A 14958-nucleotide genomic window follows, 5' to 3' on the forward strand; every position below is an offset into this window, starting at 1 on the left:
ATCAGATCAGGCCGCGGATCTCGACGGCCGGATCGACGTCGGCCTCGTAGTCCACGCCCTCGACCTCGAAGCCGAACAGGCGCAGGAATTCCTGCTTGTAGCCGGCGAAGTCCGTGAGCTGGTAGACGTTCTCGCTGGTGACCTGCGGCCACAGCGCCTGTACCCGGGCCTGCACCTCGGGATCGAGTTCCTTGCGGTCGGCGCGCAGCCGGCCTTCCTCGTCCAGGATCGGCGCAGGGCCGCAAATGCTGTCGCGGTACAGCCCGTAGACCTGTTCGATACAGCCTTCGTGCGTGCCTTGCTCTTTCATGACCTTGAAGAGCAGCGACAGGTACAGCGGCATCATCGGGATCGCGGAGCTGGCCTGCGTGACCACGGCCTTGAGCACCGACACCCGGGCGTCGCCGCCGCGCGCGGCGAGCCTGGCGCGGATGTCGAGCACCTTGCGGTCCAGGTCTTTCTTGGCCGCGCCGATCGATCCGTTCCAGTAGATGTCGTGGGTGATCTTCTCGCCCAGGTAGGTGAAGGCCGTGGTGGTGGCGCCTTCGGCCAGCACGCCGGCCTCCAGCAGCGCGTCGATCCACATCTGCCAGTCCTCGCCGCCCATGACCGCCACGGTGGCGTCGATCTCGGCCTGGGTGGCGGGTTCCAGCACGGATTCCCTGACCACTTCGCGGTCGGTGTCCAGGCCGCGCAGGGTGACGGGCGCGCCGACGGGCTTGAGCGTGGAGTTGTAGACCTCGCCGGTCCGGGGATGGGTGCGGCGCGGCGCGGCCAGGCTGTAGACCACCTGGTCGACCTGGCCCAGGTCGCGGCGGATGGCCTCGATGGTCTTCTGCTTGATCTCGTCGGAGAACGCGTCGCCGTTGATGCTCTTGGCGTAGAGGCCGGCGGCCTGCGCCGCTTCGTGGAAGGCGGCGCTGTTGTACCAGCCCGCGGTGCCCGGCTTGCCGCCCTCGGGGGCGCGCTCGTAGAACACGCCCAGCGTCTGCGCGCCGCAGCCGAAGGCCGCGCTGATGCGCGCCGCCAGGCCGTAGCCGGTGGACGCGCCCAGCACCAGGACGCGCTTGGGTCCGCCGGCTATCGGCCCCTGGGCGCGGACGTAGTCGATCTGGTTCCTGACGTTGGCGGCGCAGCCGGCAGGGTGGGTGGTCACGCAGATGAAGCCGCGCACACGGGGCTTGATGATCATGAGGGCCTCGGTTCGGGAAATATCGGGAAAAGCGCTAGGGCGACCCGCATTGTACGGGAGCCGCCCGGCACGGACTCAGCGGGCGCGGGCGTCGGCCAGCGGCGCGCCCGGCGCGCGTCCGCGGCGCCATTCCACCACGCCGATGCAGATGCCGCTGGCGCAGATGATGGCGATGCCCAGCCAGGTCAGCGCGTCGGGGAAATGGCCCCACACCAGCCAGCCGACCGCGGTGGCGCTGATGATCTGCAGGTACACGAAGGGCGCCAGCGTCGAGGCCGGCGCGCGGCGGTAGGCGGCGATCTGGAACAGATGGCCCAGGCCGCCGGTGATGCCGGTGGAAATCAGCAGCAGCCAGTCCTGCGGCGCCAGCGCGCGCAGCACCGGCATGGCCGGCGGCAGGATGAAGGGCAGGGCGAGGGTGAGCACCACGGTGCCGACCGCGCCGCTCCAGATCAGCGAGGTGAACGGATCGTCGCCGGCCACGCGGCGCGTGGCGATGAACTGCACCGCGAAGCAACAGGCCGTGAGCAGGCCGAACAGGGTGCCCACCGGGTCCAGGCCGCCGCCCGGACGGATCACGATGACGACGCCGACGAAGGCCACGCCGGCGGCCACGAAGCGCGACAGGCGCGCCGGCTCGCGCAGTATCCAGGGCGCGGCCGACAGCACCAGCAGCGGGGCGAGGAAGTTGATGGCGGTGGCCTCGGCCTGCGGGATGTAGCTCAGCGTGGTGAAGAACATCAGCGTGGCCAGGAACATGGAGCCGCCGCGCAGGATCTGTTCGCGCGGCTTCTTGCTGCGCACGATGCCCAGCCCGCGCGCCGGCAGCACCAGCGCCAGCACCAGCACCAAGTGCACCGCGTAGCGGAACCAGGACAGCACCAGTAGCGGCACGCCCGCGCTCATGACCCACTTGCCGCTGGCGTCCAGGCAGGACAGGACCCACATCGAAAGCACCAGAAACAGCACGCCCAGCATGGGGCCGCTGGCCGCGGGCGCGCCTGCGCGCGTACGACCGCTATCGGCCGGGTTCATCGGAAGACTCCTTGATTTGGGGCCCTGTTCCAGGGTACTGACGGGCGGCTGACATGATACGCTCATCGAGCCGGGGGAACAGGCTCATGATCGAATTACGCAACATCGAAACTTTTTTCTGGGTGGCCACGCTGGGCAGCTTCCGCGCGGCCTCCGAAAAACTCAACACCACGCAGCCTGCGGTATCGCAACGCATCGCCTCGCTGGAGGCCGACCTGGGCGTGCGCCTGTTCGAGCGCGAGGCGCGCGGCGTCAAGCTCACCGGCAAGGGCCATGAATTGCTGTCGCACGCCGAACGCATGCTGCAGCTGCGGCGCGACATGTTCGAGGCCGCGCGCGAGCAGAACGTGATGACGGGCACCGTGCGCATCGGCGTGGCCGAGACCATCGTGCAGACCTGGCTGCCGGCCCTGATCGAACTCATCCACACCAACTATCCGGCGCTGGTGCTGGAGATCGAGGTCGACACCACGCACGTGCTGCGCTCGCACCTGATGTCGCGCCAGATCGACCTGGCCTTCCTGATGGGGCCGGTGCTGGAGGCGCGGGTCGAGAACCTGGCGCTGTGCACCTATCCGCTGGCCTGGGTGGCCAGCCCGGTGCTGGACCTGGGACCGGAGCCGCTGACGCTGGAGCGCATCGGCAAGCTGCCCATCATCACCTATCCGTCCAACAGCGCGCCGTACCGGGTCGTGCGCGACATGCTGACGCGCGCCGGCGTGACCGCGCCGCGCATGTACGGCAGCGCCTCCATGTCGATGGTGGTGCGCATGACTCAGGACGGCATCGGCACCAGCGTGATCGCGCCGGTGTTTCTGGGCAAGGAGCTGGCGCGCGGCGAACTGCGCATCCTGCGGGTGCAGGCCGACCCCTTGCCGCAGCTGAGCTTTACCGCGACCTGGGTGCAGGGGCCGGACAGCCACGCGGTGCGCGTGATCGCGCAGATGGCCCAGAAAGTGGCCGCCCAGGCCGGCGACGGGACGCCTTGCTAGCCGTTGGCAGGGTAGGTGTTTTCCCCAGCAGACAGTGTCCCTATTTTTATGAAAGCCGTTTTTGCGGCGCCGCGCAAAACCGCCGCCGCGGCCCGCAAAGCCGCGCCACAGCGTGATTTGCGCAAAAAGTCGTAGCCCGCGTCCGGCAGACCCAAGAAATATTTATACCCCCGTATCGCAACATACGATTGGACGCTCCCGGGCCCTGACGCTGCAATGGCGGCGCATCTACGATCGCCGCGGGGCTACTGACTCCCGATCAGCCATCCGCGCGCCACCGGGATAACGGGGTCCCGCGCGCGGCATACCATCCCGCCAGCTAGGAGTTTTGTCCATGAAAAAGTCTCTAGTTTTCGCCGCAGTCGCCGCCGGCCTGCTCGCCGGCGCCGCCCAGGCGCAAGACCTGCCCAAGACCCAGTTGAAGGTGGTGGGCGGCCTGAGCAACCTGACCGCCTACAACGACTACGAAAAACCGTTCTGGACCAAGACGATCCCCGAGCTCTCCAAGGGCCAGGTCACGGCCACGATCAAGGGTTTCAACGAAATGGGCCTCAAGGGTCCCGAGCTGCTGCGCCTGATGTCGCAGGGCGTGGTCGAGTTCGGCACCGCCACGCTGGCGTACTTCGCCAGCGACAACCCGATCAACGAGGCGATCGACCTGGCCGGCCTGGCGCCCGACGTCAAGACCGCGCGCGCCGTGACCGACGCATTCGAGCCGGTCTACGCCAAGCTGTACGGCGAGGGCAGCAACGTCAAGCTGCTGGGCATCTCGACCTATCCCGCGCAGGTGCTGTTCTGCAACGCCGAGATCAAGGGCCTGGCCGACATCAAGGGCAAGAAGGTCCGCACCAGCAGCCGCACCACGGCCGAGTTCGTCGAGGCGCTGGGCGGCTCCAGCGTGACCATGGCGTTCGGCGAAGTGGTGCCGGCGCTGCAGAACAAGGTGGTCGACTGCGCCATCACGGGTTCGCTGTCGGGCTACTCGGCCAAGTGGTACGAGGTCTCCACCCACCTGGTGGCGCTGCCGATCAACTGGAACCAGCAGATCCACGCCGTCAACCAGAAGGCCTGGGACAAGCTCGATCCCAAGGTCCGCAGCTTCCTGCAGACCAACGTGAAGACCCTGGTCGACGACATCTGGGACGCCGCGGCGCGCCAGACCCAGGAGGGCTATGACTGCAACACCGGCGCGGCCGCGTGCCCGTACCCGGTCAAGGGCAAGATGGTCCTGGTCCAGCCCACGGACGCGGACCGCGAACTGCTGAAGAAGGTCACGCAGGAAGCCGTGCTGCCCAAGTGGGCCGCGCGCTGCTCGGCGCAATGCGTGAACGACTTCAACGCCACGATCGGCAAGACGCTGGGCGTCGTGGCGAAGAAGTAGAGCCCCCCCCGAAGCGCTGCGCGCTTCCCCCCCAGGGGGGCATGCCTGAGGACCGGCGGAGCCGGATCCTCGGCATCCCGATTGGGGGAGGCTGTTGCCGCTCGGTGCTGATTACATGGCGGGGCGGGTTGTGTGCCTGACTCTGCAAAGGTTTTTTTTATGACTCAAACCGAACACTTTCGCCTGCTGGGCGGCATATTGCGGCGCGCGGAGAGTTTTTCGCGGCTGGCGGTGTGGGCCGGCGGCGCGTTGACGGTGGCCAGCGTGCTGCTGATTTCGTTCGATGTGCTCGCGCGTAAATTTCTGGGGTTCACGACTGGCGGGGCCGATGAGCTGTCCAGCTACGCCTTCGCCATCAGCACCTCGTGGGCGCTGGCGTTCGCGACGCTGCAGCGGGCCAATGTGCGCGTGGACGTGCTCTATCAGCACATGCCCGTGCGCGTCGCCGCGGTGCTGGACTGGATCTCGCTGGTGGCGCTGGCGGTTTTCATGGTGTACCTGACGTATTACGCCTCCGAAGTGGTGCAGGCCTCGTGGACGCAGAAGTCCGCCGCCAATACGCCGCTTGCGACGCCGCTGTGGATTCCGCAGGGCTTGTGGGCACTGGGCCTGGCGTGGATGTGCGTGACGGTGGCGCTGATGCTGGCGCGCGCCTCGGCGGCGCTGGTGACCGGCGATATCGAACTGGTCAGGAACATCTGCGGCGTGCGCTCGGCGCAGGAAGAAGCTGAAGAAGAAGCCGCCGCCGGCGAGCGCATGGTCAAGGGAGACGCCGCATGATTTCCACCGCTTTGATCCTGCTGCTGGTGCTGATCGGCCTGTCGATTCCCGTAGGCGCCGCGCTGGGCGTGCTGGGCCTGATCCTGGACCCGCTCTTTTCCATGCTGCCGCTGACGCGCGCCATCGGCGAGATTTCCTGGAGCACCAACAACGAATTCCTGCTGGTGGCGATTCCGCTGTTCATCATGCTGGGAGAAGTGCTGCTGCGCGCGGGCTTCGCCGAGCGCATGTACGGCGCGATGAGCCTGTGGCTGTCGTGGCTGCCGGGCGGGCTGATGCACGCCAACATCGGCGCCTCCACGCTGTTCTCGGCGACCTCGGGCTCCAGCGTGGCCACGGCCGCGACCGTGGGCACGGTGGCCATTCCGCAGATCCGCAAGTACGGCTACAACGAGCCGCTGTTCCTGGGCAGCCTGGCCGCCGGCGGCACGCTCGGCATCCTGATTCCGCCGTCCATCAACCTGGTCATCTACGGCGTGCTGACGAATTCCTCGGTGCCCAAGCTGTACCTGGCCGGCATCATCCCGGGCTTCGCGATGGCGGCGCTGTTCATGCTGACCGTGGTCCTGGCCTGCGTGGCCAAGCCGTCGTGGGGCGGCAAGAAGGTCCAGGCCACGTGGGGCCAGCGCATCGCCAGCCTGGTGCACCTGGCGCCGCCCATGGGGATCTTCTTCCTGGTGGTGGGCTCCATCTACGCCGGCCTGGCCACGCCGACCGAGGCCGCCGCGCTGGGCGTGCTGGGCGCGCTGATCCTGGCCGCCTGGTTCCGCCGCCTGACGTGGTCGATGCTGCGCGAGGTGATGGAAGGCACCATGCGTTCGACGGCCATGATCATGCTGATCGTGATCGCCGCCAGTTTCCTGAACTTCGTCATGTCGGCCACCGGCCTGACCGACGCGCTGACCCAGTCCATCTCGGGGCTGGGCCTGTCGCCGGGCTGGATGCTGCTGATCCTGGTGATCTTCTACCTGGTGCTGGGCTGCTTCATGGAAACCCTCTCCATGATGATCACCACCATTCCCATCGTGGCGCCCATCATGATCGGCCTGGGCTTCGATCCCATCTGGCTGGGCATCGTGATCATCATCCTGGTCGAGGCCGCGCTGATCACGCCGCCGGTCGGGTTGAACCTGTTCGTGGTGCAGAGCCTGCGCAAGAGCGGGTCCATGAACGCGGTCATCGTCGGCAGCCTGCCGTTCGTGGTGGCCATGTTCGTGATGCTCGCGCTGCTGGCGTTCTGGCCCGACCTGGCGCTGTGGCTGCCGCGCGTGTTCGGCTAGGGCGCCGCCGCAAACCTTCTTTCGGACGCGGCGGGCGCCGCGTCCTTTACCTCTCAGATTCCGCAGGACAGATATGAAAGCCGTATTCCAGATCGAAGATTCCCAGCCGCGCCGGGTGGAAGTCGAGTTCAATTCCGTGATCGTGGCCGGCTGGGCCGGACGCGACATGGCCGCCATCGAGCACCACATCGAGGAACTGGCCGCCATCGGCGTGCCGCGTCCCAGCAGCGTGCCGCTGTACTACCGCATCGCCGCCAACCAGCTGACCCAGGACGAGACCGTGCAGGCGCTGGGCGAGGATTCCTCCGGCGAGGTCGAGACCTTCGTGTTCGCGATCGACGGCGAGATGTACGTCAGCATCGCGTCGGACCACACCGACCGCAAGCTCGAAACCTACAGCGTGGCCATGTCCAAGCAGGTCTGCGTCAAGCCCCTGGCCACGGGCGCATGGCGCCTGGCCGACGTGGCCGACTACTGGGACGAGCTGGTCATCCGCTCGTACATCGTGGAGAACGGCGCGGAAGTGCTGTACCAGGAAGGCCCGCTGGCCTCGCTGCGCACGCCGCAGGACCTGGTGGCCGGCTACACCGGCGGCAGCGCCGTGCTGCCCGCGGGCGCGGGCATGACCTGCGGCACGGTCGGCGCCATCGGCGGCATCCGCCCGTCGGTGGACTTCACCATGGAACTCTACGATCCGCGCCGCCAGCGCAGCCTGCGCCACCGCTATCATGTGGAGACGCTGCCCGTGGTGGCCTGAGGCCGCCGGCCGTCCCCGTGTGTACTTGAGCCGCCCAGCGGCACCAGGATGACTATGTTTCCGACCCTGAACGAACTGAACCAGGCCCTGAACGAGGGCCGCACGACGTCCGTGGCGCTCACCGAGGCCGCGCTGGCCCGCGCCCGCGACGAGGCGGGCGAGGGCGCCCGCGTCTACACCAAACTGTATGCCGAGGCGGCGCTGGCCCAGGCGCGCGCGTCGGACACGCTGCGCGCGGCGGGCATCGTGCGCTCGGCCGTCGAAGGCCTGCCCATCAGCATCAAGGACCTGTTCGACGTCGAGGGCGAGACCACGATGGCCGGCTCGGTGGCGCGCGCCGGAGAACCCGCCGCCGACGCCAACGCGGAAGTGGTGCAGCGCCTGATCGCCGCCGGCGCCGTCATCATCGGCCGCACCAACATGACCGAGTTCGCCTACTCGGGCCTGGGCATCAACCCTCACTACGGCACCCCCCTGAATCCGTACGACCGCGCCACCGGCCGCATTCCCGGCGGCTCGTCCTCGGGCGCGGCGGTGTCGGTCACCGACGGCATGGCCGTGGCCGCCATCGGCTCGGACACCGGCGGCTCGGTGCGCATTCCGTCTGCGCTTTGCGGCCTGACGGGCTTCAAGCCCAGCGCCTGGCGCGTGTCGATGGAAGGCGTGCTGCCGCTGTCGGCCAACCTGGACTCGATCGGCCCCATCGCCGCCAGCGTGCGCTGCTGCGCCGAGCTGGACGCGATCCTGTCGGGCGACGGCGGCCCGGCGCCGCAGGCGCTGCCGCTGCGCGGCCTGCGCCTGGCGGTGCCGACCACGCTGGCGCTGGACGGCATGGACAGCCACGTGGCCGCCAGCTTCGAGGCCGCGGTCGCGCGGCTGCGCGAGGCCGGCGCGCTGGTCGACGAGATCGCCGTGCCGGAATTCGCGCAGCTGGCCGCCATCAACGCCAAGGGCGGCTTCACCGCGGCCGAGGCCTGGGCCTGGCACCGCGACCTGATCGCGCGCGCCGGCCAGCGCTACGACCCGCGCGTGGTGTCGCGCATCATGCGCGGCAAGGACATGAGCGCGGCCGACTACCTGGACCTGCTGGACGCCCGCGAGGCCTGGGTGGCGGCGGTGGACCACCGCATCGCCGGCTACGACGCGCTGATCATGCCGACCACGCCCATCGTGGCGCCGGCGGTGGCCGACCTGGCCGCCGACGAAGCCTATTACGCGGCCAACGGCCTGATCCTGCGCAATCCCACGCTCATCAACTTCCTGGACGGCTGCGCGCTGTCGCTGCCTTGCCATGCGGCGGGCACGGCGCCCGTGGGCCTGATGATCGCGGCCAGCAACGGCGCCGACCGCCGCGTGCTGGCCATCGGCCTGGCCGTCGAGGAACTGCTGGCGCAAGCGAGAGGCTAGCCATGATCGCCAATTCGATGCGAGCCGGCGCGCAGGCGGCGCGCCAGGTGCGCCTGGACGCCCGCAGCGGCCGGCTGACCGGCCCCACGGCCAACCTGGCGCCGGGCCACGTGCAGGCCAACCTGGCGATCCTGCCGCGCGCGCTGGCGGCGGATTTCCTGCATTTCTGCCAGCGCAATCCCAAGCCGTGCCCCTTGCTGGCCATGTCCGAGCCGGGCGATCCGGCGCTGCCCGAGCTGGGCGGGGACATCGATATCCGCACCGACATTCCGCGCTATCGCGTATGGAAGAACGGCGAGCTGGTGGCCGAGCCCACCGACGTGCGCGACATCTGGCGCGACGACCTGGTGTCGTTCCTGATCGGCTGTTCGTTCTCGTTCGAGGAAGCCATGCTGGATAACGGCCTGCCGGTGCGCCACATCGAGCAGGGCTGCAACGTGCCCATGTACCGCACCAGCATCCAGACGCACCCGGCCGGCGTGTTCGGCGGGCCGCTGGTGGTGTCGATGCGGCCGCTGAAGGCCGCCGACGCGATCCGCGCGATCCAGGTGACCTCGCGCTTTCCGTCGGTGCATGGCGCGCCCGTGCACCTCGGCGACCCGGCCTTGATCGGGATCGCCGACATCGATCGCCCGGACTACGGCGACGCGGTGGAAATACGGGAAGGGGAGATGCCGGTGTTCTGGGCCTGCGGCGTGACGCCGCAGTCGGTGGTGGCCTCGGTGCGGCCGGAATTCTGCATCACGCACGCGCCCGGGCACATGCTGGTCACCGATCTCATCAACAGCCGGATGGCGGTGTAGCGCAAGCCGGGCTCCGCGGAGCCCGGCCGAGAGACATCAGAAGATGTGGCGGAAGCCCACGGCGGCGCCGACCTGGTTGCTCTTGCCGGCGATTTCGCCGCTGGCGGCGTCGCTGACCTTGTTCCAGTCCACGGTGCCGTACAGCTGCGAGCGCTTGGACAGCGAGTACTCGGCCACGGCGACCAGCGCGTAGCGCTTGCCCTTGTCGCCTTCTTCCTCGACGTTCTTGCTCTGGTCGAAGTAGGCCGCGCCGGTGATGGCCCAGCGCGGCGTGGCCTGCCACGTGACGCCGGCGAAGTAGCCGTTGTCCTTGCGGTCCAGGTTGGCGGTGGTGGTGCCGCCCATGACGCCATTGACCCAGCCGGTTTCGTCGCGGCCGTTGTAGTAGCCGACGAACAGCTTGGCGCCGTCGAACTGGTACGAGGCGTTCAGGTTCCAGACGCGCTGGCGCAGGTCGGAATCGGTGCCCGCGTAGGTCTGCTGGTAGGCCGCGCCCAGACCCAGCTGGCCGATGGTGTAGCGCAGGCTGGCGCCGTACTGCTGGCCGGCCTTGTGGTCGTCCCAGTCTTCGCCGTTGGCCCACGACAGCACCATGGACAGGTCGCCGAAGGTATTGGCGTACTTGGTCATGTTGTTGGTGCGCACGCGCGACATGGCGGCCGGCAGCCAGGCGTTCTGGTCGTAGTTGCCCACGGTCAGCGGATCGAAGTAATCGGCCAGCAGGTCGAACATCGGCGTGTTCTGCAGGCCCAGGGTGAGCGTACCGATCTGGCCGCCGTCCAGGCCCACGTAGGCCAGGCGGCTGAAGGCCTTGCTGGTGTCCGAACCCCTGCCGTTCTGCAGGTTGATGCCGTTCTCCAGGCGGAAGAAGGCGCGGTTGCCGCCGCCCAGGTCTTCCGAGCCGCGCAGGCCCCAGCGGCTGTTGGAAATGGCGCCGTTCTCCATCGACACTCGGCTGCCGTCTTCGCCGACCGCGCCGGAGCTGGTGCTCAGGTAGCGGATGCTGACGTCGGCGATACCGTACAGGGTGACGCTGGTCTCGGCGGACGCCGTGCCGGCGGCCATGCCCAGGCCGGCAAGGGCGAGCGATAGGGTGATGCGTTTCATGCGGGTCTCCTCCTGATGTAGCTGTTCTTGGTTGCGCCGGGCTTGTGGCCCGGCCAGATGCGCGCGGCGGATCGCCGGGCGCCGGGCCGGCCGCTCCGACGCTTGGGGTAAGCGCGGGTCCGGGCGGCCGCCCAGGTGGCACAACTGAACCCATGCCGGCAAGCGGCATGGGCGCCTCGGGATTCTAGAAAAGTTGGCGCGCCAGCAGGGGACGGATTCGTTCGGCGTTTTCCCGGGTTTACAGAATCGCAAACCGCGAGAGCGCCGGAAAAATAAAAAACCCCGGCGCAAACCGGGGTTTTCGGGGCGAGGGGCCCGGCACTACAGCGTCATGTGCTGCGGCAGCCAGGTCGCTATGCCGGGCACCAGATAGAGCAGCAGCACGGCCAGGATCATCAGGAAGAACATCGGCATCGAGGCGCGCGCGATGTACGGCAATTCCCTGCCGCTCATGCCCGAAAGCACGAACAGGTTGAAGCCCACCGGCGGCGTGATCTGTGCCATTTCTACAACGAACACGATGAAAATGCCGAACCAGATCAGGTCCAGGCCGGCGGCCTGCACCGTCGGCAGCAGCACGCCCATGGTCAGCACCACGATGGAAATGCCGTCCAGGAAGCACCCCAGCACGATGAAGAACACCATCAGCGCCATGATCAGCCCGAACTGGGACAGGCCCAGGCCGCCGATCCACTCGGCCAGCGCGCGCGGCAGGCCGATGTAGCCCATCGCCAGCGTCAGGAACTGCGCGCCCGCCAGGATCAGCGCGATCATGCAGTACAGCCGGGTGGCGCCCAGCAGCGACTGCATGAAGCTGGAGCGGTTCAGCGAGCCCTGCAGCGCCGACAGGATCAGCGCGCCCACCACGCCCACCGCCGCGGCTTCGGTGGCGGTGGCGATGCCCGAATAGATCGAGCCCAGCACCGCCGCGATCAGCAGCAGCACCGGGATCAGGTGGCGCGAGCGCGACAGCTTCTGCATGAAGGTCAGGCCCGGATCGGCCGCCGGCACCGCCTTGGGATTGCGGATCGCCCACCAGGCGATATAGCCCATGAAGAGCCCGGCCAGCAGCAGGCCGGGCACGATGCCGGCGATGAACAGCTTGGCGATGGACACGTCCGCCGCCACCCCGTACACGATCATGATGATCGAAGGCGGGATGAGCAGGCCCAGCGTGCCGGCGCCCGACAGCGTGCCGAGGATCTTGTCCTCGGGGTAGCCGCGGCGCGTCAGCTCGGGGATGGTCATCTTGCCGACGGTGGCGCAGGTGGCCGCCGACGAGCCCGAGACCGCGGCGAAGATGGCGCAGCCGATCACGTTGGTGTGCAGCAGGCGGCCCGGCAGCCGGTTGAGCCAGGGCGCGAGGCCCTTGAACAGGTCTTCCGACAGGCGCGTGCGGAACAGGATTTCACCCATCCACAGGAACAGCGGCAGCGCGGTCAGGGTCCAGCTGGAGGCCGCGCCCCAGATGGTGACGGCCATGGCGTCGCCGGCCGGACGGCTGGAGAGGATCTCCATGCCGATCCAGGCCGTTCCCGCCAGGGTCAGGCCGACCCAGACTCCGCAGCCCAGCAGCGCGAAGATCGAGACGACCAATAGGGTAATGACGAGAATTTCATTCATGGGTTTGCTGCGAAGTGGCGGCGGCCTGGCCGCGTAGGCGTCGGATCAGTTCGTCTATCAGGGCGACCAGGAACAGCACCGTGCCGATCGCCATGCTGATCTGCGGAATCCACAGCGGCGTGGCGTCGTTGGACGTGGAGATGTCGTTGAACTGCCATGAGTCGTACGTCAGCTTGATGCTGAAGAACGCGAAGGCGGCGGCCAGCACGCAGCCCACGGACAGCGCGAAGATGTCCAGGCGGCGGCTGGCGGCCGGGTTGAGCGAATTGAGCAGCAGCGTCACACGGATGTGTTCGCCGTGCTTGAAGGTGCTGGACAGGGCGAGAAAGCCGGCGGCGGCCATGAAGTACCCGGCATAGGCGTCCGTGCCGGGGATGTTCATGTGGAGCTGGCGCGCGATGATCGCGGCCAGCACCGAAACCAGTACGCCGATCGTGCACAGGCCGGCCAGCAGGCCGGCCGCGCCGTAAAGACCATCTAGAAAGCGGCGCATGGAAATATCACTGCTTCTTGTAGGCGTCGATCATGGCCTGGCCGTCCGCGCCGGCCTTCTTGAGCCAGTCATCCAGCATGCGCTTGCCGATTTCCGACAGGCCCGACTTCAGTTCGGCGGTGGGCTGGATGGTCTCCATGCCGTTCTTGGCCAGTTCCTGCTGGTACCACTTGTTCTTTTCCTGCGACAGCTTCCAGCCGCGTTCCTCGGCCTGCGCGCCGGCCTTCTTCAGCGCGGCCTGGGTGGCCGGATCGAGCGCGTCGAACGCCTTCTTGTTGACGATGATGGCGTTCTTGGGCAGCCAGGCCTGGGTGTCGTAGAACTTCTTGATGTACTCGTAGGTCTTGGTGTCGTAGCCGGTGGAGGCCGAGGACATGTAGGAATCGATCACGCCGGTGGCCATGGCCTGCGCCAGTTCGGCCTGCTGCACCGTCACCGGCTGGGCGCCGACCAGTTCGGCGATCTTGGCCGTCACGGGGCTGTAGGCGCGCCACTTCAGGCCCTTCATGTCGGACACCTGCTTGATGTCGCGGTTGGCGAAAATGCCCTGGGGCGGCCAGGCCACGGCGTACAGCAGCGTCATGCCGTGCGCGTTCAGCTTCTTCTCCAGGAACGGCTTCTGCGCCTGGTACAGCTTGAACGAAGCGTCGTAGCCGGTGGCCAGGAAGGGCAGGCCGTCGAGTTCGTAGACCGGATCTTCGTTGGCGAAGTTGGTCAGCAGGATTTCGCCGATCTGGGCCTGGTTGCCCTGCACCGCGCGCTTGATCTCGGGCGCCTTGTACAGCGAGGCGTTGTTGTGCAGCGTGATCTTCAGCTTGCCTTGCGACAGCGTGTCGACGTCCTTGATGAAGGAGGTCAGGTTTTCGACGTGGAAGTTGCTGGCCGGGTAGGCGCTGGGCAGGTCCCATTTGGTCTGGGCCTGCGCGCCCGCGCTGAACGCCAGGACGATGCTGCCGGCCAACAGGGAAAGTTTCTTGTACATGGGTGGTTCTTCCTTGCGTATGGTAGAGCCGGGCGGTGCCCGACAGGCATTGCGAAAGCGAGCGCTGCGGCAATGACGCGCAGCTGAAAAGCCGTGCCATTCTAAGTTGCCGTGCGGCGGCGGGGCGCGTGAAATCGCGTCTTTACGGGTTATTCCTAGGGCGGCGCGCGGACCCGCGATGCTTGAGGGTTCAATCGTTGGACGCTGCGCGTTCGCGCCGCTTGCGGCCGCTGTTTTTCTTCTAAGATTGCGCTATTTACTGCATGGGCCGAGGCTGCGCGTGAATTTCGTTTTTCGTCGTGATGAATTGTTGGTCCAAGCCGATTCCGGCGTGCTGCCGGACATGGATCTGTGCGAACGCATCGGCGTGCGCGCCGAGGTGCTGCAGCCGATCTGGATGCTGCCCGACACGCCCCACCGCACCGTGCACGTGGAGCCCGGCGTCGACGCGCCCGAGGGCTATGCGTTCCGCAAGCTGCGTTCGCTGTTCGGCGTGCTCGACGACGAGCGCATGGCGCTGGCCGGGCGCGCCTACCAGATCGCCGAATGGGCCCGCACGCACCGCTACTGCGGCGCCTGCGGCGAGCGGGCGCAGCGTTCGCCCACGGAATTCTGTCTGCGCTGCCCGTCCTGCGGGTTCTCGGCCTATCCGCGGATTTCGCCGGCCATGATGGTGCTGATCCGCAAGGGCGACAGCATCCTGCTGGCGCGCCACACCGCCACGGCGACGGCGCGCTACACGGCGCTGGCGGGCTTCGTCGAGCCGGGCGAGAGCATCGAGCAGACCATCCACCGCGAGGTGCTCGAAGAGGTCGGCCTGAAGGTCGGCAACCTGCGGTACTTCGGCAGCCAGTCCTGGCCGTTCCCGCATTCGCTGATGGTGGCGTTCACGGCCGACTACGTCTCGGGCGAGATCCGCGTGCAGGAAGACGAGATCGCCGACGCGCGCTGGTTCGGCCCGGGCGATCCCATGCCCGAGATCGCGGCGCGTATTTCCATTGCCGGCTCGCTGATCCGTGCCAATCTGCCGATGGGCTGGTCGGCGCCCTGACGATTTTTTCCAAGGCCTAGGGGTATTCCCTGTAAAGCGGGGAAATCGGCCGTCTGACGATGGCTTTTTATTGAT

Annotated in this window: 14 protein-coding genes; 8 read left to right on the forward strand and 6 right to left on the reverse strand. The window is 67.5% G+C overall.

All coding sequences use genetic code 11. From position 1 onward, the window contains the following. Nucleotide 1: 1 nt before the first annotated feature. Together fabV and AC1IQ6_RS13005 are read right to left on the reverse strand one after the other, a co-directional pair. The gene (gene fabV, locus AC1IQ6_RS13000) at nucleotides 2-1192 is read right to left on the reverse strand and encodes an enoyl-ACP reductase FabV (protein ID WP_111825030.1); all 1191 of its coding nucleotides are present in this window, start codon (nucleotides 1190-1192) and stop codon (nucleotides 2-4) included. Nucleotides 1193-1267: 75 nt separating this feature from the next. Beyond that, nucleotides 1268-2227: a DMT family transporter gene (locus tag AC1IQ6_RS13005; protein ID WP_111825031.1), complete on the reverse strand. Its 960-nt coding sequence runs from the start codon at nucleotides 2225-2227 to the stop codon at nucleotides 1268-1270. Between the two features lie 86 nt (nucleotides 2228-2313). Between AC1IQ6_RS13005 and AC1IQ6_RS13010 the strand changes: the two genes are divergently transcribed. From AC1IQ6_RS13010 to AC1IQ6_RS13040, 7 genes are all read left to right on the forward strand, one after another. Beyond that, nucleotides 2314-3219 (forward strand): LysR family transcriptional regulator, encoded by a 906-nt coding sequence (locus AC1IQ6_RS13010; RefSeq protein WP_102771348.1) that lies wholly within the window; start codon nucleotides 2314-2316, stop codon nucleotides 3217-3219. Between the two features lie 334 nt (nucleotides 3220-3553). Beyond that, a complete protein-coding gene (locus AC1IQ6_RS13015) occupies nucleotides 3554-4600 on the forward strand; it encodes a TRAP transporter substrate-binding protein (protein ID WP_102771347.1) in 1047 nt (348 codons plus the stop codon). Between the two features lie 159 nt (nucleotides 4601-4759). Continuing rightward, nucleotides 4760-5380, forward strand: a complete 621-nt coding sequence (locus tag AC1IQ6_RS13020) for a TRAP transporter small permease subunit (RefSeq protein ID WP_102771845.1) — start codon at nucleotides 4760-4762, stop codon at nucleotides 5378-5380. Further along, entirely contained in the window at nucleotides 5377-6660 is a 1284-nt protein-coding gene (locus tag AC1IQ6_RS13025) for a TRAP transporter large permease (RefSeq protein WP_485866467.1), read from the forward strand. Before AC1IQ6_RS13020 ends, AC1IQ6_RS13025 begins: the two co-directional genes overlap by 4 nt. A gap of 73 nt (nucleotides 6661-6733) precedes the next feature. Next, the gene (locus AC1IQ6_RS13030) at nucleotides 6734-7417 is read left to right on the forward strand and encodes a DUF2848 domain-containing protein (protein ID WP_209165458.1); all 684 of its coding nucleotides are present in this window, start codon (nucleotides 6734-6736) and stop codon (nucleotides 7415-7417) included. Between the two features lie 54 nt (nucleotides 7418-7471). Then, nucleotides 7472-8824, forward strand: a complete 1353-nt coding sequence (locus AC1IQ6_RS13035) for an amidase (RefSeq protein WP_209165457.1) — start codon at nucleotides 7472-7474, stop codon at nucleotides 8822-8824. A 2-nt stretch (nucleotides 8825-8826) separates the two neighbouring features. Next, nucleotides 8827-9627: a putative hydro-lyase gene (locus AC1IQ6_RS13040; RefSeq protein ID WP_485866468.1), complete on the forward strand. Its 801-nt coding sequence runs from the start codon at nucleotides 8827-8829 to the stop codon at nucleotides 9625-9627. 36 nt (nucleotides 9628-9663) lie between these two features. Here the strand turns inward: AC1IQ6_RS13040 and AC1IQ6_RS13045 are convergent, their stop codons facing one another. From AC1IQ6_RS13045 to AC1IQ6_RS13060, 4 genes are all read right to left on the reverse strand, one after another. Further along, nucleotides 9664-10734 (reverse strand): porin, encoded by a 1071-nt coding sequence (locus AC1IQ6_RS13045; protein ID WP_111825034.1) that lies wholly within the window; start codon nucleotides 10732-10734, stop codon nucleotides 9664-9666. A gap of 321 nt (nucleotides 10735-11055) precedes the next feature. Then, complete coding sequence (locus tag AC1IQ6_RS13050) at nucleotides 11056-12357, reverse strand: TRAP transporter large permease (protein WP_102771343.1); 1302 nt, start codon at nucleotides 12355-12357, stop codon at nucleotides 11056-11058. Further along, a complete protein-coding gene (locus AC1IQ6_RS13055; RefSeq protein ID WP_209165455.1) occupies nucleotides 12350-12850 on the reverse strand; it encodes a TRAP transporter small permease in 501 nt (166 codons plus the stop codon). Before AC1IQ6_RS13055 ends, AC1IQ6_RS13050 begins: the two co-directional genes overlap by 8 nt. A 7-nt stretch (nucleotides 12851-12857) precedes the next feature. Then, on the reverse strand, nucleotides 12858-13832 hold the full coding sequence (locus AC1IQ6_RS13060; protein ID WP_111825036.1) for a TRAP transporter substrate-binding protein: 975 nt from the start codon (nucleotides 13830-13832) through the stop codon (nucleotides 12858-12860). Nucleotides 13833-14112: 280 nt separating this feature from the next. On the opposite strand from AC1IQ6_RS13060, the gene nudC reads away from it, so the two are divergent. Further along, a complete protein-coding gene (gene nudC, locus AC1IQ6_RS13065; RefSeq protein ID WP_102771843.1) occupies nucleotides 14113-14883 on the forward strand; it encodes an NAD(+) diphosphatase in 771 nt (256 codons plus the stop codon). The last annotated feature ends 75 nt before the right edge of the window (nucleotides 14884-14958 follow it).

It is taken from the genome of Achromobacter sp. MUI-25009338 (genome assembly GCF_057359325.1).

Coding starts and splice junctions, on each gene's coding strand:
- AC1IQ6_RS13005 (WP_111825031.1), bottom strand. CDS start 2,227: ATGAACCCGGCCGATAGCGGTCGTACGCGCGCAGGCGCGCCCGCGGCC.
- AC1IQ6_RS13060 (WP_111825036.1), bottom strand. CDS start 13,832: ATGTACAAGAAACTTTCCCTGTTGGCCGGCAGCATCGTCCTGGCGTTC.
- AC1IQ6_RS13010 (WP_102771348.1), top strand. CDS start 2,314: ATGATCGAATTACGCAACATCGAAACTTTTTTCTGGGTGGCCACGCTG.
- AC1IQ6_RS13015 (WP_102771347.1), top strand. CDS start 3,554: ATGAAAAAGTCTCTAGTTTTCGCCGCAGTCGCCGCCGGCCTGCTCGCC.
- AC1IQ6_RS13045 (WP_111825034.1), bottom strand. CDS start 10,734: ATGAAACGCATCACCCTATCGCTCGCCCTTGCCGGCCTGGGCATGGCC.
- AC1IQ6_RS13035 (WP_209165457.1), top strand. CDS start 7,472: ATGTTTCCGACCCTGAACGAACTGAACCAGGCCCTGAACGAGGGCCGC.
- AC1IQ6_RS13025 (WP_485866467.1), top strand. CDS start 5,377: ATGATTTCCACCGCTTTGATCCTGCTGCTGGTGCTGATCGGCCTGTCG.
- AC1IQ6_RS13030 (WP_209165458.1), top strand. CDS start 6,734: ATGAAAGCCGTATTCCAGATCGAAGATTCCCAGCCGCGCCGGGTGGAA.
- AC1IQ6_RS13020 (WP_102771845.1), top strand. CDS start 4,760: ATGACTCAAACCGAACACTTTCGCCTGCTGGGCGGCATATTGCGGCGC.
- AC1IQ6_RS13040 (WP_485866468.1), top strand. CDS start 8,827: ATGATCGCCAATTCGATGCGAGCCGGCGCGCAGGCGGCGCGCCAGGTG.
- fabV (WP_111825030.1), bottom strand. CDS start 1,192: ATGATCATCAAGCCCCGTGTGCGCGGCTTCATCTGCGTGACCACCCAC.
- AC1IQ6_RS13050 (WP_102771343.1), bottom strand. CDS start 12,357: ATGAATGAAATTCTCGTCATTACCCTATTGGTCGTCTCGATCTTCGCG.
- AC1IQ6_RS13055 (WP_209165455.1), bottom strand. CDS start 12,850: ATGCGCCGCTTTCTAGATGGTCTTTACGGCGCGGCCGGCCTGCTGGCC.